The organism is Synechococcus sp. BL107 (assembly GCF_000153805.1).
In the GTDB taxonomy this organism is placed as follows: domain Bacteria; phylum Cyanobacteriota; class Cyanobacteriia; order PCC-6307; family Cyanobiaceae; genus Parasynechococcus.
The window spans coordinates 666,438-693,145 of record NZ_DS022298.1; the positions used below are offsets into that span (position 1 = coordinate 666,438).

At 54.0% G+C, this 26,708-nt stretch carries 21 protein-coding genes; 7 read left to right on the plus strand and 14 right to left on the minus strand.

Annotated features, from left to right (window positions below; translation table 11 throughout):
- The first annotated feature begins 43 nt into the window (after positions 1-43).
- Positions 44-1,600 (plus strand): photosystem II high light acclimation radical SAM protein, encoded by a 1,557-nt coding sequence (locus BL107_RS03300; protein WP_009788852.1) that lies wholly within the window; start codon positions 44-46, stop codon positions 1,598-1,600.
- 19 nt (positions 1,601-1,619) lie between these two features.
- The gene (locus tag BL107_RS03305) at positions 1,620-2,264 is read left to right on the plus strand and encodes a sulfotransferase family 2 domain-containing protein (RefSeq protein WP_050749825.1); all 645 of its coding nucleotides are present in this window, start codon (positions 1,620-1,622) and stop codon (positions 2,262-2,264) included.
- Between the two features lie 16 nt (positions 2,265-2,280).
- On the opposite strand, the gene BL107_RS12140 is transcribed toward BL107_RS03305, so the two are convergent.
- The 4 genes from BL107_RS12140 to BL107_RS03325 all read right to left on the minus strand — a co-directional run bounded on the left by BL107_RS12140 (position 2,281) and on the right by BL107_RS03325 (position 6,588).
- The gene (locus BL107_RS12140) at positions 2,281-3,693 is read right to left on the minus strand and encodes a sulfatase (RefSeq protein WP_071984224.1); all 1,413 of its coding nucleotides are present in this window, start codon (positions 3,691-3,693) and stop codon (positions 2,281-2,283) included.
- Positions 3,694-4,113: 420 nt separating this feature from the next.
- Positions 4,114-4,995 (minus strand): CPBP family intramembrane glutamic endopeptidase, encoded by an 882-nt coding sequence (locus BL107_RS03315; protein WP_009788856.1) that lies wholly within the window; start codon positions 4,993-4,995, stop codon positions 4,114-4,116.
- Positions 4,996-5,310 (minus strand): ATP-dependent Clp protease adapter ClpS, encoded by a 315-nt coding sequence (gene clpS / locus BL107_RS03320; protein WP_009788857.1) that lies wholly within the window; start codon positions 5,308-5,310, stop codon positions 4,996-4,998.
- 51 nt (positions 5,311-5,361) lie between these two features.
- Positions 5,362-6,588 carry an LL-diaminopimelate aminotransferase gene (locus BL107_RS03325; RefSeq protein WP_009788858.1) on the minus strand — a complete coding sequence of 409 codons (1,227 nt, stop codon included), beginning with the start codon at positions 6,586-6,588 and terminating at the stop codon, positions 5,362-5,364.
- A gap of 53 nt (positions 6,589-6,641) precedes the next feature.
- Here BL107_RS03325 and BL107_RS03330 point away from each other — a divergent pair, with 53 nt between their 5' ends.
- From BL107_RS03330 to BL107_RS03340, 3 genes are all read left to right on the plus strand, one after another.
- Entirely contained in the window at positions 6,642-9,296 is a 2,655-nt protein-coding gene (locus BL107_RS03330; protein ID WP_037987988.1) for a TIGR03960 family B12-binding radical SAM protein, read from the plus strand.
- A gap of 250 nt (positions 9,297-9,546) precedes the next feature.
- On the plus strand, positions 9,547-11,502 hold the full coding sequence (locus tag BL107_RS03335) for an Rne/Rng family ribonuclease (RefSeq protein ID WP_009788860.1): 1,956 nt from the start codon (positions 9,547-9,549) through the stop codon (positions 11,500-11,502).
- A gap of 3 nt (positions 11,503-11,505) precedes the next feature.
- A complete protein-coding gene (locus tag BL107_RS03340; protein ID WP_009788861.1) occupies positions 11,506-12,105 on the plus strand; it encodes a ribonuclease HII in 600 nt (199 codons plus the stop codon).
- Here the strand turns inward: BL107_RS03340 and BL107_RS03345 are convergent.
- A complete protein-coding gene (locus tag BL107_RS03345) occupies positions 12,094-12,648 on the minus strand; it encodes a DUF1997 domain-containing protein (RefSeq protein ID WP_009788862.1) in 555 nt (184 codons plus the stop codon). The two genes, BL107_RS03340 and BL107_RS03345, sit on opposite strands and share 12 nt — an antisense overlap.
- Before the next feature lie 32 nt (positions 12,649-12,680).
- On the opposite strand from BL107_RS03345, the gene pheA reads away from it, so the two are divergent.
- On the plus strand, positions 12,681-13,529 hold the full coding sequence (pheA, locus tag BL107_RS03350) for a prephenate dehydratase (RefSeq protein WP_009788863.1): 849 nt from the start codon (positions 12,681-12,683) through the stop codon (positions 13,527-13,529).
- On the opposite strand, the gene BL107_RS03355 is transcribed toward pheA, so the two are convergent.
- The 9 genes from BL107_RS03355 to BL107_RS03395 all read right to left on the minus strand — a co-directional run bounded on the left by BL107_RS03355 (position 13,510) and on the right by BL107_RS03395 (position 22,001).
- Positions 13,510-14,442 (minus strand): methyltransferase domain-containing protein, encoded by a 933-nt coding sequence (locus BL107_RS03355; protein ID WP_009788864.1) that lies wholly within the window; start codon positions 14,440-14,442, stop codon positions 13,510-13,512. The genes pheA and BL107_RS03355 overlap by 20 nt on opposite strands.
- Positions 14,442-15,080 (minus strand): LON peptidase substrate-binding domain-containing protein, encoded by a 639-nt coding sequence (locus BL107_RS03360; RefSeq protein WP_009788865.1) that lies wholly within the window; start codon positions 15,078-15,080, stop codon positions 14,442-14,444. Before BL107_RS03360 ends, BL107_RS03355 begins: the two co-directional genes overlap by 1 nt.
- 57 nt (positions 15,081-15,137) lie before the next feature.
- A complete protein-coding gene (rpsJ, locus tag BL107_RS03365) occupies positions 15,138-15,458 on the minus strand; it encodes a 30S ribosomal protein S10 (RefSeq protein ID WP_009788866.1) in 321 nt (106 codons plus the stop codon).
- Positions 15,459-15,576: 118 nt separating this feature from the next.
- Complete coding sequence (tuf, locus tag BL107_RS03370; RefSeq protein ID WP_009788867.1) at positions 15,577-16,776, minus strand: elongation factor Tu; 1,200 nt, start codon at positions 16,774-16,776, stop codon at positions 15,577-15,579.
- Between the two features lie 42 nt (positions 16,777-16,818).
- The gene (gene fusA, locus BL107_RS03375) at positions 16,819-18,894 is read right to left on the minus strand and encodes an elongation factor G (protein ID WP_009788868.1); all 2,076 of its coding nucleotides are present in this window, start codon (positions 18,892-18,894) and stop codon (positions 16,819-16,821) included.
- Between the two features lie 89 nt (positions 18,895-18,983).
- Positions 18,984-19,454: a 30S ribosomal protein S7 gene (gene rpsG, locus BL107_RS03380; protein WP_009788869.1), complete on the minus strand. Its 471-nt coding sequence runs from the start codon at positions 19,452-19,454 to the stop codon at positions 18,984-18,986.
- A 48-nt stretch (positions 19,455-19,502) separates the two neighbouring features.
- Positions 19,503-19,877 carry a 30S ribosomal protein S12 gene (rpsL, locus tag BL107_RS03385; protein WP_009788870.1) on the minus strand — a complete coding sequence of 125 codons (375 nt, stop codon included), beginning with the start codon at positions 19,875-19,877 and terminating at the stop codon, positions 19,503-19,505.
- Positions 19,878-19,951: 74 nt separating this feature from the next.
- The gene (locus BL107_RS03390) at positions 19,952-20,278 is read right to left on the minus strand and encodes an AIR synthase (RefSeq protein ID WP_009788871.1); all 327 of its coding nucleotides are present in this window, start codon (positions 20,276-20,278) and stop codon (positions 19,952-19,954) included.
- A 37-nt stretch (positions 20,279-20,315) separates the two neighbouring features.
- A complete protein-coding gene (locus tag BL107_RS03395) occupies positions 20,316-22,001 on the minus strand; it encodes a phosphodiester glycosidase family protein (RefSeq protein ID WP_009788872.1) in 1,686 nt (561 codons plus the stop codon).
- Between the two features lie 101 nt (positions 22,002-22,102).
- Here BL107_RS03395 and gltB point away from each other — a divergent pair, with 101 nt between their 5' ends.
- The gene (gltB, locus tag BL107_RS03400) at positions 22,103-26,704 is read left to right on the plus strand and encodes a glutamate synthase large subunit (RefSeq protein ID WP_009788873.1); all 4,602 of its coding nucleotides are present in this window, start codon (positions 22,103-22,105) and stop codon (positions 26,702-26,704) included.
- The last annotated feature ends 4 nt before the right edge of the window (positions 26,705-26,708 follow it).

Consider the following 26,708-nt stretch of genomic DNA (forward strand, 5'->3'; position numbering starts at 1 on the left):
CAAATGCCACGCTGCAGCCGCTTTGTCTCCACAACCGGAACGCGTGCTGTTCGTGCGGCTTCCATGCAACCCAATTTTCCCGATCGGCCCGGTTTATCTGGCAGATCATTTGCACAAGTGTTTTCCGGAGATGCCGCAACGCATCCTGGATTTGGCTGCTCTGCCTGTACTGGACGTACAGAGAGTGTTGCTAGCCACGGTGGATCAGTTTCGCCCCACTTTGTTGGTGTTTTCTTGGCGGGATATTCAGATTTACGCCCCGGTTGACGGTCGAGGGGGCAACCCTCTTCAAAACTCTTTCGAAGTCTTTTACGCCCGCAATCCACTCAAGCGTCTTCACGGCGCTCTTGGTGGCTTGCGATTGATGACCAGCCATTACGGCGAGCTGCATCGCAATCAATCACTGGTGCACAAGGGCCTCTCCCATGCGCGTCGTCACCATCCCGGGGCGCGTGCCGTTCTTGGTGGTGGGGCTGTCAGTGTGTTTTACGAACAGCTCGGTAAGTCGTTGCCGAAAGGAACGATTGTTTCGATTGGCGAGGGAGAACCTCTCTTAGAAAAATTGCTCCAAGGACAGTCCCTCGAGGGAGAACGTTGTTTTTTGGTCGGTGAGTCACCCCGCTCAGGCTTGATCCATGAGCAGCCGGAGAGTCGACCTAAAACCGCTTGCGATTACGACTACATCGCTTCCATTTGGCCCCAACTCAACTGGTACCTGGAGGGTGGTGATTTCTATGTGGGCGTTCAGACCAAACGTGGCTGTCCGCACAACTGTTGTTACTGCGTCTACACCGTGGTGGAAGGTAAACAGGTGCGCCTCAATCCAGTGCAGGAGGTGGTGAAGGAGATGCGCCAGCTTTACGACCGCGGTGTGAGGGGGTTTTGGTTTACCGATGCCCAGTTCATCCCAGCTCGGCGGTATATCGAAGACGCCAAGGAGCTGCTACGTGCGATCAAAGCCGAAGGGCTGACTGGAATTCGTTGGGCGGCTTACATCCGAGCCGACAATCTCGATCCCGAGTTAGCCCAGCTCATGGTGGAGACGGGCATGAGTTATTTCGAGATCGGTATTACCTCCGGTTCTCAAGAGCTCGTTCGCAAGATGCGCATGGGATACAACCTGCGGACGGTGCTGGAGAGTTGCCGCATGCTTGCTGATGCAGGCTTTCGCGATCACGTGTCGGTGAATTATTCCTTCAATGTGATTGATGAGAGGCCGGAAACGATTCGACAGACCGTTGCTTATCACCGTGAGCTAGAAAACATTTTTGGTGCCGATTTAGTCGAGCCAGCGATTTTCTTCATTGGCTTGCAGCCCCATACGCATCTTGAGCAATACGGTTTCGATCAAGGCTTGATCAAGCCTGGTTACAACCCGATGAGCATGATGCCTTGGACGGCGCGGAAGCTTCTTTGGAATCCTGAGCCGATGGGGAGCACATTTGGACGTGTTTGCTTGGAAGCGTTTGATCGAAATGCCGATGATTTTGGCAGGACCGTTATGTCTTTTCTCGAGCGGGATTATGGCGTTGCACCCCTTCAAGAAGCCTTAAGAGCTCCAGTCGAGGGCAAGAAAGCGATTGCTAAAGCAATTGTTTGATACTTATTCTTGAGAGACAATGATTTCATACGATAAACGTTGCATTTTTATTCATATTCCCAAGTGTGGTGGCACTTCAATTGAAAATGTAATTTGGCCGCATCCTGAAGATCTCACCGAGGCAAATCTATGGTGGGGTTTTGTCTCTCAGTATCACAATAAATATCAAACAGGAGGATTGCAGCATCTTCTTGCTCGTCAAGTTCGTTCAGAGGTTGGTTTGGAAATTTTCAACTCTTTTTATAAATTTACTATTGTCAGAAATCCCTGGGATCGAATCGTTTCACAATTTGCCTATATGCAAACCAGGCCAGATCTCATGGATTTTATTGGAATGCAACCAGACACAGAATTTAAGGCCTATTTAGGCTTAATTCAAAAAAAACAGCATGTGCAATGGATGCCTCAGACTGATTTCATTTTGGATCAAGATGGAACATTATTAGTTGATAAGATTGGGCGTCTCGAAAACATAGAAAAAGACTCTCATGAAGTTTTTGATATCCTTGGTGTTTGTAGGGAGCAGACTAAAAATTTTCATGCCAATCGATCAGAAAGAAAAAGTATTGATCATTATTATGATCAAGAGTCTATTGAAATGGTGGGCGAAATCTACTCAAGTGATATTAATTATTTGAATTATAGTTTTGATTCGATAGCTTGAAAGTTCTCTTAGGGATTTAGTTCCATGGGCTTTTCCAGCAAACTGAAGACCCTAAGCCAGTTTTTTTAACATGTTCACTAAGTCGAAACTGCTCAATGATTTGATGGCTCGTTTGGAACCTGTCCCCAGTCACTTTGAGTTTCTGGTGAAGGAGGTCGTCTAAATCTGTTAGTAATCCGTTTGCATTGTTCGATGATTGTATGAGATTATCTTTTTGATAGGGATCATTGTAGTTGTCAAATAAAAGCCAAGGTCCCTGCTCATTCCGTACGTAGGTATGTCGCATGGTTCGAACTCCGCGATAGGCCTTCATTCCGTAAAGTTGTAATGGACCGGAACAAACTGCTGCATTGAGTAGGCCTACATCTGTATCGCTCAGGGTTTCTTCCCCGCGAATGACTGGAGCCCAATTGCGTCCTTCTGTATGACTACTTTGTTTAAGATTGGCAAGCCCAAGTAAAGTGGGCATGACATCTGGCGCATCAATCGGTGCATCACATGTTGTGCCGGCTTGATGTTGAAGATCAGGATCTCGAAGGACGAATGGAATTCGAACTGATTCTTCAAATGGATAAAGTTTTCGTGTTAATCCTTGGCTGAATAACATGTCTCCATGGTCTGAAGTCACAACCACAAGTGTGTTCTTCTCCAGTGCGCTCCTCTTTAAGCACTTCATGATTATTTTTAGACATCGATCCAGTGCTGATATGTGAGAGTAATAACCACGCAATTGATTGTGTGCTTTTTCTTGATGCTCTTCGGGTACATTTTCTGGAATTTTAATGTCTATTTCTTTGTATAAATCTTTAAATTTATCTGGGGCTGTGTGATAAGGATCATGGGGCGGGCCCCATGAGAGCATTAATAAAAATGGTTGGCTTTTGGATGAAAACTTTTTAATTAATTTTCGAGCCATTTTTGTCTGAGCGAAAGCATCATATCCATCCCAAGTTTGCTGCGTAGTATGATTATTTAAATAGTATGGTGATTGATTATAATTGTGATTACACTCATTGCCCTGCCAATAATCAAACCCTAGCCTATATTGACTGGGTATTGGAGAATTTCGATGATCAAATCCCCCGCTAGGTGAGCCGTAGACATGCCATTTCCCGATGTATGCAGTTTTATAGCCATTTGATTTGAAGGCTTCAGCAATTGAGTTATGCCTGGGTGAAAGGGTTGAATCGTTAACGAGGACGCCATGGCTTAGTGGATAAAGTCCTGTTAATAATGAGCCTCGATAGGGTGAGCATTGGGAGCATCCAGAAATGGCATTTCTAAAATTTATCCCTTGATTTTTTAGCTTATCTAGACTTGGCGTCAGGCATTGTGAAATATCGGGTGTGCCACGCCATTGGTCTGCGAAAATAAAAATAATATTTTTTAGTGAAGGCGTCGTTGCCACATCTCTAATATTGGCTGTCACGAGTCTATGGCATGAATGTGAAGCATATGTTCGTTCGCGTAAATCAATAAGGACGACTCTCTGATTGTGCGCGAATAATCCTTGCTCATGTCATCCACTCCTGCTTTTGCTTGGTCTTCGCAGTATCAAGGAATGAGCTATGTTTTGTATTTTTCAAGTAAAGCCTAGATTATAGTTTTGTGATAGAGCCAAGCATTGGCTAGAAGAGATTCATTTTAATATTAGTTTGGCTTCAAATATCTTCGCTGTTTCTTTCTTCTAGAGCAGTCGTCTGCAGTTATAAAGCTTCGATCTGGTCTTCATCAAGCTGGGATCCAGACGCGATGGGCCAAGGCTTAAGGGCTTTGTCTGGAAGCTTGTTTCGTGCCCATGGAGATTTTGGACGCACGGTGATGGAGTTGTTCGAGCTATTTCTCCTTCTTAGGAGGCGTTGCGATGTTCAGTTTTGGTGAATAGGGATTTGTTGAAAGCCGTTCGCTGAAGCCAGAGCAACAATGTCAGGGCGCTAATTGCGACAAGTCCACCCATCGGATTGGGATTGCTTCCGCCCGGTCCGATCAGCCATGCAGGGGCGTCTGCAGACAGTAGAAGAGCGTTTTTCTCCAGGAGAAACCAGCCGCTGATCAAGCCGCCATGTAAGCCAACACATCCCCAAAGCGAGCCATGGTCGAGCCGGCGACGCAGGGCCAGGACCAGGCCCAAGAGGAATAGCCCGCTGAGGAGCCCCAACATTGGCCAGACACCCATGTTGAAACGGGCGTGAACAAGGCTAAAAATCGCAGCCTGACTGATGACTCCAGCTTTCGCTCCAAGCAGGCGGTTCAGCTCCTGCCAAAGCCAACCACGAAAGAGTATTTCTTCAGCCAACCCAACACCGAATAACAGCACGAATGCATCCAGCAGAAGGCGAACTGAGTCTGTTCTTTGGAACTGTGCCCAATGTCCCAGTAGCAGCGGCAGCATGATCAGTGCGAGCAGAAGGACTGACCACAACAGCCCGCGTAAGAGGACTGCAAAAGATGATCGCTGATGAGCCTCCATGCCTCGGAGCCCTAAAGCAACCCAGGGTCGCTTGATCTGCCAGCGCAATCTGATCCAGCGTGGCATCAGTAGGAGAAACAGCAGAAAGCTGAATACTGTCCCGACCAGCGAAACAGCACTAGTGGGCAACCCCACCAACGTGAGCAGTTGGGCTTTGCTCCAGCCGATCAGGTACAAAACTGGAATCAAGACGAACACCGGAAGCCAACGCGGGGTTAGCAGGATCAGCCAATTCAGCCCGGCGTTGATGGTGCGGATCAATCAGTCTTCCGGTTCGATCGTGCTGGTGAGCCCCTTGGATTTCAACGTTTCGCAGTAAAACTCAGCTGGCTCGATGTCGCAGACGATCACCAGTCCGATGCCAGTGTTGTGGGCTTCCAACATGACGGCCATCGCGTCTTGTTCACTCAGCTGAGGAACCACTTGGCGCAATGTCGCCATGACGTACTCCATGCTGTTCACGGGGTCGTTGTGAAGCAGCACCTTGTATCGAGGTGACCGCTTCCGTACACGCTCAGGCGCTTTGTCGAGCACCGCAGCCCCTCCTGGACTACGGGTTGGTGTCTCCTCTGCCATCACTCGGCAACTCACTGGTTGAAATGTAAGGGAAATTGGATCACGGCCGTTTCAAAGAGATTTGATTCGTGCCATGGCTTCATTGACGTTCTTGCGGCTGTTGAAGGCAGAAAGACGGAAATATCCTTCACCAGCAGCACCAAAACCGCTTCCTGGCGTGCCCACCACATTGGCCTTGTTGAGAAGGTGATCGAAGAATCCCCAGGAATCCATGCCATTTGGGGTTTTGATCCAAACGTAAGGGGCGTGTTCGCCGCCGTAAATCTGCAAACCACAAGCAGTGAGCTCTTGGCGAATGATGGATGCGTTCTCCATATAGAAACTCACAAGAGCCTTCACCTCGGCTTGACCTGCTGCGGAGTAAACCGCTTCGGCACCACGTTGAATGATGTAGCTAACGCCGTTGAACTTGGTGCTCTGGCGTCGGTTCCATAAGCCCCAAAGTTCCACGAGTTCTCCATTCGCTGCGGTCCCTTTCAACCCTTTGGGGACCACGGTGAAAGCACAGCGAGTTCCCGTGAAGCCAGCATTTTTTGAGAACGAACGGAATTCGATCGCACACTCTCGAGCTCCTTCAATTTCAAAAATTGAATGCGGCAGCTCTGGGTCTTGAATGAAGGCCTCGTAGGCGGCATCAAACAAAATCAGTGCGTTATGGCTGCGGGCGTAATCGACCCATGCTTTGAGTTGCGCCCTTGTCGCGACGGCACCGGTGGGGTTGTTCGGGAAGCAGAGGTAGATCAAATCCACCGGTTCGCTGGGGATTTCTGCTGTGAAGTTGTTGTCTGCGCTGATAGGTAGATAGGTGAGTCCGGCGTAGCGCCCCTCGGCACCAGCATCACCGGTGCGGCCAGCCATCACATTGCTATCGACGTACACCGGGTAAACCGGGTCTGTCACGGCAACTCTGTTGCCTTCACCGAGGATGTCGAGGATGTTGCTGCTGTCGCATTTCGAGCCATCAGAAACAAAAATCTCGTCGGCATTGATCTCGCACCCACGGGATTGGAAATCTTGCTGAGCGATTGCTTCTCTGAGCCAGGCATAGCCCTGTTCTGGTCCATAGCCATGAAAGCCCTCTGCCGTGCCCATGGCGTCGATGGCCGTTTTCATTGCCTCGCGACAGGCCAGGGGGAGCGGTTCGGTGACATCACCAATTCCGAGACGGATTAGAGCTGCGTCAGGGTTAGCTGCGCTGAATGCTTTTACCCTCCGTCCGATCTCGGGGAAGAGATAGCCCGCCTTGAGCTTGAGGTAATTGCCGTTGACCTTCACCACGGACCGGAGGGGGTTTCTGTCGATGCATTTTGCCGTGTCGACAGCTCCATACGATGAAGCAAGGAGCGAGGTCATCGTCTGTGGTCGTATCTGCTGTGGACCACCCAGTTGATTTTCACGCTTTGGTTGATCAAGGCATCAACAAGCCTGCCCGGTATATGGGGCACGAGTTGGGGGTGGTTCCTCGCGACTGGGACCAGGCTTGTGTGCGCTGGGCCTTGACCTATCCAGAAATTTATGAGGTGGGTTCCAGCAATCTGGGGCACATCATTTTGTATTCGATCCTCAATGCCGTTCCTGGGCAATTGTGTGATCGGGCTTATTTACCTGCACCGGATTTGGCAACGCGTTTGCGGGAACGCGAGCAACCGTTGTTTGCCGTCGAAAGCCGTCGCCCCTTGTTGGCGTTTGATGTTCTTGGTTTCAGCCTCAGCTACGAGCTAGGGGCCACCAACATTCTTGAAATGTTGGACCTCTGTCAGGTTCCAATTCATGCGGCCGATCGTGCTGATTTGCCCCTGAATGACCCGGCATCAGTTCCGTTGATTTTTGCGGGCGGTCCCACCGCCACAAGTAATCCAGAGCCCTATTCGCCTTTTTTCGACTTCATCGCTTTGGGGGATGGAGAGGAGCTCCTCCCAGAGATTGGTTTGGTGGTGGCGGAGGCAAAAGCAAGCGGTTGGCGTCGATCCCAGCTGTTGAGGGATTTGGCCCAGGTGCCAGGGGTTTATGTGCCATCGCTTTATGGCTTGGCCGCTGATGGGGTGTCGTTGGAGCCCCTGTTTTCAGAATTGCCCCAACGGGTGATTCGTCGCGTTGCGACCCCGATGCCCCATTACGCCATGGGCCTTGTTCCCCACGTTGAAACGGTGCATGACCGTCTCACGGTCGAAATTCGACGGGGCTGCACCCGTGGCTGTCGGTTTTGCCAGCCCGGAATGCTCACTCGCCCCGCAAGGGATGTGGAGCCTGAAGCTGTGATCGAGGCCGTGGAGACGGGGATGAAGCAGACGGGCTACAGCGATTTTTCGTTGCTGTCCTTGAGCTGTAGCGACTATTTGGCCTTGCCCGCCGTTGGCGTTGAGCTGCGTAATCGACTGGCCGATCAGAACGTCACCCTGCAGCTACCTAGCCAACGGGTGGATCGTTTTGATGACGACATTGCTCACATTCTTGGAGGGACACGCCAATCCGGTCTCACCTTCGCTCCGGAAGCAGGCACGCAGCGCTTGCGCGACATCGTGAATAAGGGGCTAACCGATGACGATCTTTTGAAAGGCATCCGTGTTGCGATGCAAAACGGCTATCGGAAAGTGAAGCTCTATTTCATGATCGGATTGCCCGGTGAAACGGATACCGATGTTGTTGGAATCGTAGAAACCTGCACGATGTTGCAGCAGAGCTGTCGTGATTTGGGACGGCTCAATTTGAACATCACCATCAGTAATTTCACGCCGAAACCGCATACACCGTTTCAGTGGCACAGTGTCTCGACGGCAGAGTTTCAGCGCCGTCAAGAGCTTCTTCGTGGGGCGTTTAAGCGTCTGCGCGGTTTGAAAGTGAACTTCACGGATGTGCGTCTCTCCGCGATGGAGGATTTTGTCGGCCGGGGCGACCGTCGCCTCGCTCCTGTGATTGAGGCTGCCTGGCGAGCTGGTGCTGGGATGGATGCTTGGTTCGAATCTCTCGATCGCACCCATGCGGCTTGGACGGGTGCGATTTCCGAAGCCGGTCTGGAAGGTCGATATCGGGAGATGGAAGTTGGCAGCTGGAGTGCGGTGAATGCGTTGGATCCCAAGGATCTCGAGGTGTTCTGTCGGCAGCCCTTGCCTTGGGATCACATCGATACCGGAATCGACAAAACATGGCTGATGGAAGATCTGCAACGGGCTTTGGCTGCCTCCGTTGTTCCCGACTGTTCCTTTCACGGTTGCAGCAGTTGTGGAGTGTGTGGGCCTGAGCTTGGTCACAACGTTGTAGTGCAAGCGCCTGTGGTGCCTCCGCAGGTACCCACGCAAGCTCCTCCAAGTGAACGGGTGTGTCGACTGCGAATTCAGTTTTCAAAAACTGGGTCGATGGCGCTGCTCAGTCACCTCGATCTCATGCGGATGTTGGAGCGAGCTCTACGCCGAAGTGGGCTTCCCATCAGCTTTACGGGTGGATTCCATCCGTTGCCCAGAGTTCAAATCGCTTTGGCGTTGCCGTTAGGGGCAGAAGCGGGAAGTGAATGGATGGATATGGAATTCACCGAAGCCCTGGATCCAGGTCAATTGCAGCAAGGTTTGCAGCCGCTGCTGCCGCCAGGCATCACCTTGCTTTCCGTGGGTGAGGTGCCTGTGAGCGGACCGAGTTTGTCCCAAGAGATTCGAGCCGCTGTGTGGAGTTTCGATCTGGAACTGGAAAGCGGCCTCACGATCGATTGGTCTCCAGCTATTTCTGCTCTTTTGGCCGCGGATCAATTGATGTGGCACGACACAGATAAAAAAGGACGTCCCCGCTCCCGTGATTGTCGATCGGTGCTGCGTCGTCTCGATGTGGTGTCTGAAAACGAGAGTCCTCGATTGCGTTTGCGGTTAGAGGCTGACGTGGACGCCATGGGACGAAGTTTGCGCCCCTCTCAGATTCAGCATTGGTTGGAGGAGCAAATTTCGGCTCCCATCGCTTTGCAGTGCTTGAAACGGGATCGCTTAGAGCTTGCTCAGTGTTAAATTGATCCCAGATAGCCAAAGCAATTCCAGCCTTGGTTGATCTCGGTCTTGTCTGATCCTTCATTGGATATCGAGGTCCAATGCTCGCGTGTCGGTTCCACTAGAACCCCGAGCCCATTTTCAGAGGAGTTTCGACTCCGCATCATTTCCGTCCTTTTAGGACACTCCAATTCACCAAACACCCCGATGCAGGTTGCCGGCTGGCGTCTGATCGGATCAGAGCCTCGAGTGGGCTCATGCCTGTTCTTTTATGTCCCAACAAATTGTCATTGCGGAACAGCTGCGTATTGCAGCTGTGCTCACCGATGAGAGAGTCGATGAGCTCATCGTTGCGCAAGGTCGATATCAGATTGGTGACGTTTATTTAGGTACGGTTGAGAACGTTCTTCCAGGGATTGATGCGGCCTTTGTCAATATTGGTGAAAGTGAAAAAAATGGTTTTATTCATGTCACAGATCTTGGCCCGTTACGTCTAAAAAAAGGATCTGCTGGAATTACTGAATTACTTGAACCTCGCCAGAAAGTTCTGGTGCAGGTGATGAAGGAGCCAACGGGTACCAAGGGCCCACGACTCACCGGAAATCTTGCGCTTCCCGGCCGTTATTTGGTTCTTCAACCCCACGGTTTGGGGGTGAACATCTCCCGCCGGATTAGTGCCGAAGCGGAACGCAACAGGCTCAGAGCTTTAGGAGTTCTGATTAAGCCTCCCGGCGCTGGTTTGTTGATTCGAACGGAAGCGGAGGGCATTAGTGAAGAGCTTCTGATCGATGACTTAGAGGCTCTATTGCGTCAGTGGGAGGCTATCCAACAGGCGGCAGAGACCTCCGTTCCGCCGGTGTTGTTGAATCGCGATGAGGACTTCATTCATCGCATTCTTCGCGATCACATGGGTCCAGACTTGGCTCGTGTCGTCGTTGACGACCCAGCAGCGGTTTCAAGGGTGGGAAGTTTCCTTGGCTCCGAGCACGGAAACGTTGTGGTGGAGTCCCATGACGAGTCCACGGAATTGCTCGAGCATTACAAGATCAACGCTGCGATTCGTGATGCATTAAGACCCAGGGTGGATTTGCCTTCGGGTGGCTACGTGATTATCGAGCCCACGGAAGCACTCACCGTGATTGATGTGAACTCTGGCTCATTTACCCGATCAGCAAATGCTCGGGAGACGGTGCTTTGGACCAACGTCGAGGCGGCGATCGAAATTGCAAGGCAGTTGAAATTGCGCAATATCGGTGGCGTGATCATCATCGATTTCATCGATATGGACTCCCGCCGTGATCAGCTCCAATTGTTGGAGCACTTCACAACGGCGACGCGAGATGACTCTGCTCGTCCACAGATTGCCCAACTCACTGAGCTAGGCCTTGTGGAACTCACCCGGAAGCGCCAGGGTCAAAATATCTATGAATTGTTCGCTCGTGCCTGCCCCAGTTGTGGTGGCCTCGGACATGTGGCTGTTTTGCCTGGCAAGGATCTTTCATCACCAATGGCAGCCGAAACAGGGTTGGTGCGATCCGTTGCTTCAGCCCGTTCCGAAGTTGTTTCACCTGGTGATACCGCCGCCAACAACGGTCGTCGCCGACGGGGTGGTGGCCGGGGCCGGACGATTTCAGAGGGAGAATCTCCGCTCGTTGAACTCACTCCTGAAAGTGAAGCTCCCCAGGTTTCAACGGAAGAGGCCCATGAGCCAGCGATTGCCCGCCGTCAAGATCCGGAGCTCATTGCAGTGTCGATGACGGATGAACAGCAGGAGGTGTACAGCTGGCTTGGGTTAAACCCGGCACTGCTGTTAAGCGAACCGCCTGAATCGGACAATGTTGTTGTGCGCGTTGTCCGTCCTGGTGAGGATGAGGCCGAGGTTCTTGATGAAGCACGCCAGCAATTGGCCGCCAGTGCTGGACGTCGCCGCCGTCGCGGTAGCCGTGGTGCGGGGGGGCGAAGTGTGGTCCGTGCTGAGGTGACGCAGCCCGAGCCCATTCCCGTTTCCTTAAAGCCTGAAGTCGATCGCTCTCGGCAGCGAGAGGATTCGCAACCCCTCATGGTGGAGATCACGCCCTTGGAAAGCGTCTCTCCTGCCACCGTCGTTCTGGATCAAGAGCCCGTTGATGAGCTCGTTGATGAGCTCGTTAAGTCCAAGCAACCGGCTGAGGATGTTGAGGAGCCCCGCCGCCGCCGTCGGCGTTCATCGGCTCCATCGTCGAATTGATTGATGACGCGGCTGGAGGGAATCCCGAGTGGTTCTCAGGTTGCGGGTGTCGACGAAGTGGGCCGTGGTTGTCTGTTCGGTCCGGTGTTTGCCGCAGCCGTTGTTTTGGATCAGGTCGCAGAGCAGCGACTGTGGCAAGCGGGTCTAACGGATAGCAAAAAATTGTCGGCAAAGCGGCGCGGAAGCTTGGTGCCGCTGATTGAACAACATTGTTTAACCAGTGGGCTTGGTCAAGCATCGGCTCATGAAATCGATGCTGTGGGGATTCGAAGGGCGACAGAACGGGCGATGCTTCGCGCTCTTCAGAAATTGGAGCATTCTCCAAATGTTGTTCTCGTCGATGGAAATCTTCCCCTTCGACTTTGGAGTGGGCCACAGAAAACGCTGGTGGGAGGAGACTCGCGTTCGGCGGCCATCGCTGCTGCCAGCGTGCTGGCAAAGGAGTCGCGTGACGCATTGATTCGGCGGTTGTCGAATCGGTTTCCGGGCTATGGCCTTGAACGCCATGCAGGCTATGGAACGGCTCTGCATCGTGAAGCCTTGTTGGCCTTGGGCCCTACGTCCATGCATCGCCGAAGCTTTCTTCGACGGCTACTGGGTTAGTGCATCGGATGGAGCTGGTTGGCACCAGTCCTGGAAGTCGCTGATCAGTTGCTGGCCAACGCGCGCTTTGATTCCAATCAAAATCCCGTTCAGGATCGACTCACCGGTGGATTCCAACACTCGACGTGGAATCAAGCGGAGAAGCTGTGGTTGGCTGACTTCAACAGACAAATGCGCATGGCCGCTTAATCCATGTCCATCGCTGATGAGCTTTGATTCCAGCGATAACTGGAAGTCGTCAACAAGCCCAAGCCCCTCCAACTCACAATCGACCGCCTTCATGACCAACGTGTCGGATTCGGTTTCAATTTGAAGTGATACGACGGGTTTCACCTGCAGTTGAAACACCTGCAAGCTGGTGACGAGATAGCGGTAGTGCCCGGGTTTGATCTTGGTGAGTTGCCGGGAATCCAGGAGTGCTCCAAGGACCCGTTCCTCTTGCTGCAGATAGTCCGACAACCGTTCTGCGTGGCATTGGACTGGAAGGTCCAACTTCTGACTGGCTTCGAAGGCCAGGGACATGCGCATCACTTGACGCGGCATGATCCTATCGAGTCCATGTGGCCAGGCTTTTTATGCCAACACGTCTCGCTTACCTCGGCCCTACAGGGACCTATGGAGAGCAAGCCGCCCGCGCTTTGGTGCAACTCGAAGCGATGGGCGATGTTCATTACGTTCCCTGTGTTGGCTTGCGCGCTGTTGTTGAGCAGTTGGCAAGCGGGATGTGCGATGCGGCTGTAGTGCCGATTGAGAATTCTGTTGAGGGTGGGGTGACGGCCACCTTGGATGCGTTGTGGTCCCATCGCGACCTGTGTATTCGTCGCGCTCTGGTGTTGCCCATTCGTCATGCCCTCTTGGGCCAAGGAGATTTGTCCGGGATTAATGAGGTGTTGTCTCATCCACAGGCTTTGGCCCAGTGCAGTGGTTGGTTGGCCAAGCATGTGCCGCAAGCGTTGCAGCTCCCCACGTCCTCAACGGCGGAAGCTGCTCGATTGGTGGTGGGGAGTCATTTCCGAGCCGCCATTGCTTCCAGGGTGGCCGGAAATGAACACGGCTTGGAGGAGTTGGCATATCCCGTGAATGATGTGGCTGGAAACTGCACCCGCTTTCTCTTGCTGAAGCGTGGTGAACGTCGTGAACAAGGCTCGGTGGCCAGTGTGGCCTTCTCACTCCATCGAAATGCTCCAGGAGCCTTATTGGAGGCCCTCGCATGCCTTGCAGATCGAGGACTCAATATGAGCCGCATTGAGTCACGACCGTCGAAGCGGGAATTTGGTGAATATGTCTTTTTTGTTGATGTTGATCTTCCGAGTAATCGAGCCGAGGCGCTTCCTGAGTTGATCGCACAACTCGAACCTTTTTGTGAGCACCTTGCCCATTTCGGTGCTTATCCGAGCACTGAGCTCAGTGACGTTTCAACTTGAACACGCCGAATTGCATCAGTCCGGTGGCAAAAGCCCAATGCATCAGAAGGAGTGTTGGCGTTTCCCTTAATCCCTGAACAACTGCTTTTGGCCCCAGTCCGAGCACGGCTCTCGGGCGTCGTACCCCTTCCAAGATTGAATCAATCCAGGAGGGGAGGGTTGCTTGGCTCCAGTCGTCGGTACTGATGCCACCTTGGCTGTAGTGGCTGGTTTCTAGGTTTTGTTGAAATCCAGCAATGCTGGCGAACTCGGGATGGGCCCATTGATTGAGCAGCTGGCGCATCACCCTGCGTTCTGTTTTAGTCATGGCGCCATCGGACGGGTCCCGCCGGTTCCAGTCCGCTACGGCCAGCAAGCCACCGGGCTTCAGCACTCTGAGAAGTTCGTCGGCGTAACGCTGCTTGTCAGGCATATGAGGGCCTGCCTCCACGCTCCAAACGGCGTCAAAACTGTGGTCAGCCATCTGCAAGTCGAGCGCATCCATCACCTCGAAACGACAACTCAGTCCTTGGGTTGTTAGGTCTGTGGCCCGAGCGACTTGTGCGGGACTGATGCTGATGCCGACGACATCCAAGTTGTAATCCCGGGCAAGGATGCGTGCACTGCCACCAATGCCACACCCCACGTCGAGAACCTTCGAACCTGCTGGGAGCTGATCGAGCCCGCTCCAGCGCACGAGTTCGTGCACGAACGCTGCTTTCGCTTCGCGGAAATCGTGATGGCGTGGTGGATCCCCGTAGTGGCCGAGATGCACGTGGTCACCCCAAAGACGTTCGAGCAACCGGTCATCGGTCCAGGCGTCGTAAGCAGCAGCGACACTTTCAGATGACTGATATTTTCGATCACGCTTCAGCCAGAGCCAAAGTGCCAGCGCAGCAACGGCGCCAGAGAGCAGAAGCAGAAGAGCCAGCATTACTTCAGGTCCATCAGAACGGTGCGAGCAGCCAGTTGACGCCGGGTGTGATCAAGCATTTCGAACTGTCGATGCAGACGGTCGTGCGTGTCGGTGAGTTCAAGCAAGGTTTGTTGTTCAGCAGCGGCGCGATTATCCAAATGCGCGCCAATCCAAAAGGACAGTTCCCTCGGAAGGTCAGGCAGGTCCTCGGGGAGTTCAACGTCTCGATTTTGTAATTTCGCAGTCAGTGTGACCACGTCGTTGAGCGCTCCACTCACTTGATCTCTCAAGCTCGTGAGCGATTCCATGTCTGCGACTGGCCCATCTTCAATCCAGCTCACCATTGCCGTTCTGTAGGGCGTGTCACGAGTGATGTTCAGCAACCGAAAACGTTGCTGCCCGAGGGTTACGACGTAGCTCCGCCCGTCTTCACTGGTTTGATGCTGAAGAACTTCCGCGCAACAGCCAATGTCGGCCATTTCGCCCGTCTCAGGATCGATTCGGACAATGCCGAAGCGCTTATCGGACTCCAATACAGATTGGAGCAACATCCGATAGCGCGATTCAAATATATGAAGGGGCAGAAGCTGTTGTGGGAACAACACGACGTCCGGTAGGGGAAACAGGGGAAGTTCCCTGACCGAATAATCAGACACGGACGCCGTGTTCAAGGATTCTCCAATCCTAGGAAGAGGTTGATCTGATCGAGGTGATCAGAGCTTCACCTCAATGTCCACCCCACTGGGGAGATCCAGCTTCATCAACGCATCGATGGTTTTTGCCGATGGGCTGTAGATATCGATAATTCGACGGTGGGTTCTCGTTTCGAAGTGTTCCCGAGAGTCCTTGTCCACGTGGGGAGAGCGCAAAACGCAATAGATCTTGCGTTTTGTTGGAAGAGGAATCGGACCGATCGCTGAGGCAGCTGTTGTATCGGCCGTTTCGATGATTTTGTCGCAGGACAGATCAAGCATTCGGCGGTCAAACGCTTTCAAGCGAATGCGGATCTTCTGCTGAGCAATTGCAGTGGACATAAGGAAAGCGGGAACAGGTTCCGGGAGGAGCCCTGAATTCAGTTGTCGAGGTTCGAAATCAATGTAAGGGATGGCAGGCCGGAACCTGCCATCCCGTTAAGGCATCAGCTGAAACTGATCACTCGATGATCTTGGACACCACACCAGCACCAATGGTGCGTCCACCTTCACGGATTGCGAAACGCATGCCCATTTCCATGGCCACGGGGCAGATCAGCTCACCGGTCATCTGGATGTTGTCACCAGGCATCACCATTTCCACGTTGGAACCGTCTTCCGCTGTGAATGCGGTGATTTGGCCGGTCACGTCCGTTGTACGGATGTAGAACTGCGGGCGATAGCCAGCAAAGAAAGGAGTGTGGCGACCGCCTTCTTCTTTCTTCAAGACGTACACCTGACCTTCGAACTTGGTGTGAGGTGTGATGGAGCCAGGCTTCACCAACACCATGCCGCGCTCGATGTCTTCTTTCTGAATGCCGCGAAGAAGAAGACCAACGTTGTCACCCGCCATGCCCTCATCGAGCAATTTGCGGAACATTTCCACACCGGTGACGGTGGTTTTACGGGGGTCGCGGATGCCGACCACTTCAACTTCTTCGCCAACTTTGACGATGCCACGCTCGATACGACCAGTGGCAACCGTGCCTCGGCCAGTAATGGAGAAGACATCTTCGATAGCCATCAAGAAAGGCTTATCGACTTCGCGCTCAGGCTCAGGGATGCTTGCATCCACAGCTTCCATTAACTCATCGATTTTGGCTTCCCACTCAGCCTCTCCCTCAATGGCTTTTAAGCCAGAGACCTGAATCACGGGAATGTCGTCGCCGGGGAAGTCGTAGCTGGACAGCAGCTCACGAATTTCCATTTCCACCAATTCGATGATCTCTTCGTCATCGACCATGTCGCACTTGTTTAAGGCAACAACCAGGGCAGGCACGCCAACTTGCTTGGCCAGGAGGATGTGCTCCTTGGTTTGGGCCATCGGACCATCGGTGGCTGCACAAACCAAGATTGCACCGTCCATTTGGGCAGCACCCGTGATCATGTTTTTCACATAATCAGCGTGTCCAGGGCAGTCAACGTGGGCGTAGTGACGCTTTTCGGTTTCGTACTCAACGTGGGCAGTGTTGATGGTGATACCGCGCTCACGCTCCTCTGGAGCACCATCAATGTCGGCGTAATTTTGAACCTGTGCTTGCCCTTTCTTGGCGAGCACATTGGTAATCGCTGCAGTCAGGGTGGTTTTGCCGTGGTCAACGTGGCCGATGGTGCCGATGTTGACGTGGGGCTTGTTCCTTTCGAACTTCTCGCGTGCCATTGGAATTAAAGAATCGAGGGTTGGATTAAAGGATTGTAGAGATCAGGAATTGCCCTGATTCTTGGAGATGATGGCTTCGGCCACATTGCGAGGAACATCCTCATAGTGGCTGAACTCCATCGAGAAAATACCCCGACCCTGGGTCATGGATCGGAGTTCGGTGGCGTAGCCGAACATCTCGGCCAGGGGCACCTTGGACGAGACTTTTGACGTGCCATCGTCAATTGCCTGACCTTCGACCTGTCCTCGTCGGGAGGACAGGTCGCCGATGACGGAGCCAAGGAAATCCTCGGGGACTTCGACCTCGACCTTCATCATCGGTTCAAGAAGAACAGGGTTGCACTTCCTGACCGCATCTTTGAAGGCCATGGAGCCTGCAATTTTGAAGGCCATCTCGGATGAGTCCACATCGTGGTAAGACCCATCAACCATGCTGACTTTGACGTCGATCAGTGGGAAACCAGCGATCACACCTGATTCGCAGGTTTCCTTCATTCCCTGTTCGGAAGGTTTGATGAATTCCTTGGGAACAACACCACCAACAATCTTGTTCACAAACACGAATCCGGATTCGGGTTCGCCAGGCTCCATTTCGATCACGACGTGACCGTATTGGCCTTTGCCACCGGTTTGCCGGGAGAACTTCCCTTCGCCTTTGGATGAACCACGGATGGTTTCCCGGTACGACACCTGAGGTGCGCCGATGTTGGCTTCAACCTTGAATTCACGCATCATCCTGTCCACCAGGATCTCCAGGTGAAGTTCACCCATGCCAGCAATCACGGTCTGGCCAGTTTCTTGATCCGTGCGAACTCTGAATGTGGGATCTTCTTCTGCCAAAGACACCAGGGCTTTGGAGAGTTTCTCCATATCACCTTTGGTCTTGGGCTCAACCGCCACGGAAATCACCGGTTCAGGGACGAACAACGTCTCAAGAACAATGGGTTCTTCGGCTGAACAAAGCGTGTCGCCGGTTGTGGTGTTTTTCAAGCCAAGCACCGCACCAAGATCACCAGCTTGGAGTTGATCCACTTCTTCGCGATCATCCGCCTTGAGCACCACCAAGCGCGAGATGCGCTCTTTGATTCCTTTCGTGGAGTTCATCACGTAGCTGCCCTTTTCCAGGACACCCGAATACATCCGAACGAAGGTGAGCTTGCCGTAGGGATCAGCCATCACTTTGAAGGCCAAGGCACTGAATGGAGCTTTGTCGTCTGAAGGACGCACAGCTTCCGTGCCATCAGGAAGAATTCCCTGAATCGGAGGCACATCAATGGGGGCTGGCAGGTAGTCGACGACAGCGTCGAGCACGAGCTGTACACCTTTGTTTTTAAAGGCTGAACCGCAGAGCACAGGGACCAAACCGTGCTTCACCACACCTGTGCGGATTCCGGTTTTGAGCTCGTCGTTTGAGAGCTCGCCGGTATCTAGAAATTTTTCAATTAGCGCTTCATCCGTTTCGGCAACTTTTTCCATCAAGAAAGCGCGCCATTCTTCAACCTGGTCCTTCATGTCGTCAGGCACATCGGTCACTTCGATGTCTTGACCGAGGTCGTCTTTATAAATGTGCGCCTTGTTCTCGACGAGGTCGATAATGCCGCTCAACTCACCTTCAGCACCGATTGGGAGCTGAATCGGAACGGCGTTCGCTTTTAAGCGGTCCTGGATTTGTCCGTGAACCTTGAGGAAATCCGCTCCGGTGCGGTCCATTTTGTTCACGAACACCATCCGAGGAACGGAATAGCGATCGGCCTGTCTCCAGACTGTTTCCGATTGGGGCTGAACACCGCCAACGGCGCAGAACACGGCAATCACACCATCGAGAACACGCATGGAGCGTTCAACTTCGATGGTGAAGTCGACGTGTCCAGGAGTATCGATGATGTTCACACGGTGGTCTTTCCAGCTCGTGGAAATGGCCGCTGCCGTGATCGTGATCCCTCGCTCCCGCTCCTGGGCCATCCAGTCGGTAACAGCTGCACCGTCGTGCACCTCGCCGATTTTGTGCACCACGCCTGAATAGAACAAAATCCGTTCTGTCGTCGTGGTTTTGCCCGCATCAATGTGCGCAGCGATACCAATATTTCTTACGCGTTCCAGGGGAAAGGCGCGGGCCACAGGAGTACTCCGGGGGTGAAGCGTGAAAAGGCGGGCCGACTCTACATGTCAGCCATGAACAATCGTGTTGTTTGACTGGCCAATAGGGCTCAGTAGCGGTAGTGGGCGAAAGCTTTGTTTGCTTCGGCCATTTTGTGCGTCTCTTCGCGTTTGCGAACAGCACTTCCCGCTTCATTGGCGGCGTCCATGAGTTCGCCAGCAAGCTTCTGGGACATGCTGCGGCCGTTACGAGCGCGTGAAAAGCTCACAAGCCAGCGCAGGGCCATCGCTGTGCCGCGCTCCTGGCGCACTTCCATAGGCACCTGGTAGGTGGCGCCACCGACACGTCTTGCACGCACTTCAACAAGGGGAGTTGCGTTCTTGACGGCAGTTTCAAAGAGTTCCAGTGGATCTCCACCGGTGCGTTCGTTAATTAAGCCAAAAGCATCAGAAAGAATGCGCTGAGCCGTTGACTTCTTCCCGTGTTGCATCAGCCGGGCAACCATCATCGTTGCGAGCCGGCTGTTGAACTGGGGATCAGGAAGAATCGGGCGCTTTACAGCGGCGTTACGGCGGGACATGAAAACTCAGAGCGTTGTGGTCAAAAATGGATAGAGGGTGATCTCAGATCACTCTTTTGGAGCCTTGGCGCCGTACTTGGAGCGAGATTGACGACGGTCTTTGACTCCAGACGTGTCGAGGGTTCCGCGAATGATGTGATACCGGACCCCTGGCAAGTCTTTGACCCGTCCCCCTCGAATCAGCACAACGGAGTGCTCCTGAAGGTTGTGTCCGATGCCACCGATATAAGCAGTCACCTCAAAGCCGGAGGTGAGGCGCACACGAGCCACCTTGCGAAGCGCCGAGTTGGGTTTTTTCGGCGTGGAGGTGTAAACGCGAGTGCAGACTCCGCGGCGCTCAGGGCAGGCCTTTAAAGCTGGCGATTTCGTCTTGACTTTGAGACGTGAGCGCTCAGTGCGGATCAGCTGTTGGATGGTTGGCATCGAGGGTCGGTGTGCGGCCGGACACCCCGACCTAATTCGACAATCCGTCACGATACCGGTTGACGGGCCAATTGTTAGCGACGGGTGAAGGCACTTCCACAAGCGCACGGTTCAATTCCCTTCGCTGCCCGGATTAGAAATCCACCACCGCTGAGGTCGCCTCGGTAGTCCAGATAAAGATTTTTAAGAATTCCGACTTGCTCTTGCGGTGCATGCAGTGTGATGCCGTCGGCCCGGGCAATGGCGATGCCCTCAAGGTGGCCAGGGCGGATTCGGATGATGTGCTGAGCGCACTCCCCGGGGATGACGTCCAAGTGCATTTTCCCTGGGGTCCCAGCCACTGCAGCTTGACGCCCTAGCTCGGCAGCTGCTGCTGCGGTTAATCGCAGATTGGCAGCCATGCAAACCAAATCAAAGATTCATCAGTTTTGCAGGTGTTCATGACCGTATGAGTCCAAGGCCGTTGTGAACCCTGGGGGTGCTCCCCCGCCCGTTCATGACGGTTTGATGTCTCACCACCAGGGTTGTGGAGCTTCCCCCGTCGAGATTTAAAGCCTCAGTTAAACCAAGTTGTTGGGCTGCCAGAGCTGTTTCGAGCAACGTCGGATCACTTGTGGCTGCACCATGCACCGTGAGCATCCACTGACCATCACGTCCTTGCCCCACCACGGTGCGAGGCGCCGTGAGACGCAGAAAATTTGGACTGAACCCTTCGCTTCGTCCGTTCAGCACAATGCGACCGTGTTGCATCAAAAGTGGCCCCCCACCCAGCACGTTGCTGTGTGTTCCGAGCGCTGAGCGAGGCCACAAAAAGAGCTTCACCCGATCGCCAATACCTGCAGGGAGTGCCGCGCCACCTCGCGAAACAATTAAATCCGTTCCCGTTGGAATGGGGACGCCCTGTCTCAGCGAGCTTTGACCCCATTCTTGTTCCACAACACCTCGACGAATGAGGAGAGCCTGCTCTTTGCCACTGAGAGCGCGGTATCTCGATCCCCAGCTGGGTGTGTAGCGGCTCAAACCTTTCTGTACATACCCACTGTTTAAAAAGCCAAGCCGCCAACGTTTAGAGCTGTTCACCTGGAGCTCTTGCAGGAGCTCAAGCCGTCCGAACTGAAGAGGGCTTTGACGGCTCCAAGCGATCACGCCACGATTCAGGATCGGCCCGGATAACCAGGTGCCATTGCGCCGCAGCGCTCCTAGGGGAAGTTGATTGATGCGGTTGAAAAACCCGCCATTGATGGCGACAAGTGCTTTGGCAGATCGAGACAGTTCTGGCAGGAAACTCAGCCCTTGCTGTCGGTCTTTTAGTGCGAGGGGTTGGAGCTTGAGGCCCAGCGCGTTGAGCCTGCCTCCAACGCGGAAGATCCGCAGTGGTTTGACGCCAACGTTGATGGTGCGTTCTTCCATCACGAGGCCCTTCTGCATAAATGGGGCCAGTGCTGGGCTGTTAATCAGAAGCTTTCCTCGTGGCTGTATGGCCACGGTTCTCCCCCCCACTCCATCAAGCACCAGTCGCCACGGCGTGGCCAAGCTCAAACTGCGCAGACGAATGGCCTGGCCGCGGAGTTTTAAAAGCCGCCCTTCTTGGAGAGGGTGCAAGCCCAGCTGCCTGAGGATGTTGCGCTGTCGAGAGGTGGTCTGTAAGGCGAAGGCCAAATCAGTCCCGATGCGTTGCGCAAAAGTCGGCCCATTGAGATCGAGAACGAGACGCTTTGCGGTGGCTCCTTTGCCCCGCCTTAAGCCTTGAAGTGCAGGCGAGGGAAGGCGAAGCATCAAGGTTCCTCCCTTGCGCTTGGTGTCCACTCCAACGCTGGTCAACCAACCGCCAACGTCGAACCCCACTTCGTCGCCGAGGGTGCGGCTGTCGAGCCGACGCAAAGCCACTGTTCGACCAAACCATTCCAAGGCATCACCACCAGGTCTTGCCTGGCGTCTAAACCCCAACCGTGCCTCGAGAAGATCAAGTGGCAGCCAAAGCTGATCGGGTTGCTTGCTGTTGTTGCCACGCCATTCCCAAGTTGATTCGACGCGTTCACCATCAATCGCAACCGTATTTCCTCTCCTTGGCGCGACGGCACGAATTTGCGGCAGAGGCTCTGGCGGTGGAGCGATGGGGAGCATGCGTTGGTTGGGTGCGGAATGTCGCCTGCCTAGGATCGTCAAAGACGTTGGTTTCTGCAGGAGACGTCGTTGCAGTCCACGCATTTGTCTGGTTGATGTTTATGTCTGAAGCCATCCGTCCCTCAGCTTGGCCATACAGCGACAGCGCTGCTCCTGATGCCGTGGCTGGTGAAAAGGACGCGTGCGGCGTTGGTTTTCTTGCACAGCTGTCAGGGAAAGCCAGCCATTGGGTGTTGCAACAAGCCCTGCGTGGACTTGGGTGTATGGAACATCGCGGTGGTTGTGGCGGTGATGGTGATTCCGGCGATGGCGCCGGAATCTTGTGTGGCATTCCATGGAATTACCTCAGGGCGGTTTGGCCGGAAGCCAGTGCTGCCAAGGGCCTTGGCATGATGTTCATGCCAACTAATCCGGCCAGCCGCGCCGCTGTGCGCGCCTGTTGCGATGCCGAAGCAAAAGCTTTGGGCTTGTCGCCTTTGGGATGGCGTGAGGTGCCGATTGACCCATCGGTTTTGGGGGAGTTGGCACGGCAGACCGCCCCCGCTATTGAGCAGTGGGCGTTGGGGGGAACGGAGGATGGTGATGCCCTTGAAGCTCTCTTGCTCCGCCTTCGCAGGCGAGTTGGTGCTCGGGTTCGTCAGGAGTTGGCCCCCGACTCAGTTCAGGATTTTTATGTCACCTCCTTGAGTAGCCGCACCGTTGTGTACAAGGGCATGGTGCGTTCAGAGGTGTTGGCGCGTTACTACGCCGACCTTCGCGACCCGCGCTTTGAAGTGAGCTTTGCGGTGTACCACCGTCGCTTCAGTACAAACACTCTTCCGCGTTGGCCGCTGGCGCAGCCCATGCGAATGCTGGGTCATAACGGTGAAATCAATACCCTCCTGGGGAATCTCAATTGGGCGAAAGCATCGGAAGCCAATCTCCACAACGTTTGGGGTGAGGCGTCGGCTGATCTGATCCCCGTCGTGAACCCCTCGTTCAGTGATTCGGCGAACCTTGATGCAACGTTGGAGCTGATGGTTCGCAGTGGTCGCTCCATCACCGACAGCCTGATCACGTTGGTGCCGGAGGCTTTCCGCAATCAGCCGGATCTCGATCAACGTCCTGATGTGACGGCGATGTATGAGTTCAACGCGGGGATTCAGGAGCCCTGGGATGGCCCTGCATTGCTGGTGTTTGCCGATGGCAAACGGGTGGGAGCAACGTTGGATCGCAATGGTTTAAGACCGGCGCGTTGGTGCACAACAAATGATGGTTTCGTGATCATGGGATCAGAAACTGGTGTGGTTGATTTAGGCGGCAAAACCATTGTCCAAAAGGGTCGCTTGGGCCCTGGGCAAATGTTGGCCGTCGATTTAGAGACCGGCCAACTCCTCGATAATTGGGCTGTTAAGGAAGACGCTGCCCAACGTTTTCCTTACGCCGACTGGTTGCGCCAACATCGCTCCTCCGTATCAGCGCTGCCTTGGGTTGAGGCGCGCCGCATGGGAGAGCTCGATCTGTTGCGTCTGCAGACGGCGATGGGCTTCACCGCCGAAGACCTCGATCTGGTGATCGAAGACATGGCTGGCCTCGGCAAGGAGCCCACGTACTGCATGGGGGACGACATCCCATTAGCAGTTCTGTCTGACCGCCCCCACTTGCTGTACGACTACTTCAAGCAACGTTTCGCACAGGTCACGAACCCGCCCATTGATCCGCTTCGCGAGAAGTTGGTGATGAGTTTGGAAATGCATCTGGGTGAGCGTCGCCCGGCCTTGAAGCCTGAGGCCAAGGCTGCTGCGGTGATTCACCTCGATAGCCCAGTGCTCAATGAAACTGAGTTGGCAGCCCTGTCTCAGCAAGGCCTCCCGCTCAAGAAGTTGTCCACGCAAGTGGCCGTTGAAGCCTGTGCTGGCGGATTAGGTACCGCTCTAAACGACCTTTGCAACAGCGCTGAACAGCTCGTGCGTGATGGGGCACAAGTGTTGGTGTTATCGGATCGTGTTCGGGCGGATGGCCAACCTTCAGAGCTCAGTGCCACAACGGTGGCGATGCCCGCCCTCTTGGCCGTTGGAGCGGTGCATCACCATCTGCTGCGCCAAAAGCTGCGGTTGCAATGTTCTTTGGTTGCCGATACGGCTCAATGTTGGAGCACGCATCACATGGCCTGTTTGATCGGCTATGGGGCGAGTGCTGTTTGCCCATGGCTCACATGGGAAACGACCCGCCATTGGTTAGAGCATCCCAAAACTCAAAAGCGGATTGAGCAGGGCAAACTTCCCTCCCTTGACGCTGTCAAAGTTCAAGAGAACGTGCGCATCTCACTGGAAAATGGCTTGCGCAAGATCCTTTCAAAGATCGGGATCTCCCTGCTAGCGAGTTATCACGGTGCACAAATTTTTGAGGCCATCGGCCTCGGTGCAGACGTGATTGAGATGGCGTTTTCCGGCACGACCAGTCGTGTGGCAGGAATGACCCTTGCGGAACTAGCCAACGAAACCCTGTCGTTGCATGCCAAGGCTTTCCCCGAACTCAACCGCAGCAAGCTCGAATTTATGGGTTTTGTGCAGTACCGCTCGGGTGGTGAATTCCACCTGAACAGTCCAGATATGTCGAAGGCGCTGCACGCTGCAGTTAAAACTGGACCTGGATACGACCACTTCTCCACGTACAAAACACTGCTGGAGAACCGTCCAGTCACTGCGTTGCGTGATTTGTTGGAGTTCAAGATCGCTCCGACTCCGCTTCCCCTCGATCAGGTGGAAAGCGTGGAAAGTTTGTTCAGCAGATTTTGCACTGGTGGGATGAGTCTTGGTGCCTTGTCGAGGGAGGCCCATGAGGTTCTTGCTGTGGCGATGAATCGCATCGGTGGCAAGAGCAATAGCGGTGAAGGTGGAGAAGATCCAGCCCGTTTCCAGGTCTTGAGTGATGTTGATGCGGAAGGAAGGTCCGCTGCATTTCCCAGCATCGGAGGTTTGCGCAATGGCGATACCGCAAGTTCGGCGATTAAGCAGATCGCATCCGGACGGTTTGGGGTCACGGCTGAATACCTCCGTAGTGCCAAACAGTTGGAGATCAAGGTGGCTCAAGGGGCCAAGCCGGGTGAAGGGGGCCAGCTCCCAGGTCCGAAGGTTGATAACTACATCGCCTGGTTGCGCAACAGCAAACCGGGAGTGGCGTTGATCTCCCCGCCTCCCCATCACGACATTTATTCAATTGAAGACCTGGCTCAACTCATTCATGATTTGCACCAAGTGCATCCCAAAGCTCCAGTCAGCGTCAAATTAGTTTCGGAAATTGGCATCGGCACCATTGCTGCTGGCGTGGCGAAAGCCAACGCCGATGTAATCCAGATTTCTGGCCATGACGGCGGCACAGGAGCGTCACCTCTCAGTTCGATTAAGCACGCCGGTAGCCCTTGGGAACTTGGCCTCACGGAAGTGCATCGCTCTCTGTTGGAAAACGGATTGCGTGATCGAGTTCTGCTTCGGGCCGATGGCGGCCTGAAAACGGGTTGGGACGTTGTGATCGCAGCGATGTTGGGTGCCGAGGAATTCGGCTTTGGCTCGGTGGCGATGATTGCTGAGGGCTGCATCATGGCCCGCGTTTGCCATACCAATAATTGCCCGGTCGGTGTTGCGACTCAGAAAGAAGCACTCCGAAAACGCTTTAAGGGAGTGCCTGAGCATGTGGTGAACTTCTTTTGGTTTGTCGCCGAGGAGGTTCGCCAGCTGCTGAGCCTTTTGGGGATGGCCAAGCTTGAGGATTTGATCGGTCGAACCGACCTATTGCAGACCCGCGCCGTTGATTTGGCGAAAACCAGCTGTGTTGATCTCTCCAGCCTCTTGGCTCCCATTACCGGTTCTGAAGATCGCTCTTGGCTCACCCATAGCGCTACGGCCCACGGCAATGGCCCCATCCTCGAAGATGATTTTCTGGCGGATCGTGAGTTGATGGCGGCCGTTGAGAGCCACAGCGATCTGAGTCGTATCACTGAGATCATTAATACCGATCGCAGTGTCTGTGCTCGTTTGGCTGGGGAGTTGGCGCAGCGCCATGGCAATCGTGGTTTTAAAGGCCAGCTCGATCTCACATTCCGTGGAGCTGCCGGACAAAGCTTTGGTGCTTTCCTCGTTCAAGGGATGAATGTGCGTCTCGAAGGAGAAGCCAACGATTATGTGGGGAAAGGGATGAACAGCGGTCGGATCACATTGGTCCCCAGTGATGGCACCCCAAATCCTGGTGAGCAGGTGATCCTTGGCAATACCTGTCTCTACGGGGCAACAGGAGGTGAGTTGTTTGCCTACGGCAGAGCCGGGGAGCGTTTCGGTGTTCGTAACAGCGGTGCAAAAACTGTTGTGGAAGGGGCCGGGGACCACTGCTGTGAATACATGACGGGCGGTGTCGTGGTGGTGCTCGGTAGTACGGGACGCAATATCGGGGCTGGGATGACTGGTGGTGTCGCCTTTTTGTTGAATGACACCGGGGGTGTGACGCCTCGCGTGAATCCAGAAATTGTTGAGGTCTGTGCTCTCACAACGGCAGAGCAAGACACCATGCTCAAAGATTTGTTGGAGCGTTATCTGGCAGCTACTGGCAGTGAAAAAGCGTTTGCACTTCTGGCGGACTGGCCTTCTGCGAAAGCCCGCTTCAAGGTGCTGGTGCCCCCCAGTGAACGCTCTGCCATGGGGCTTGCCGAGAAACAGGCCGTCGCGGCTTAATCAC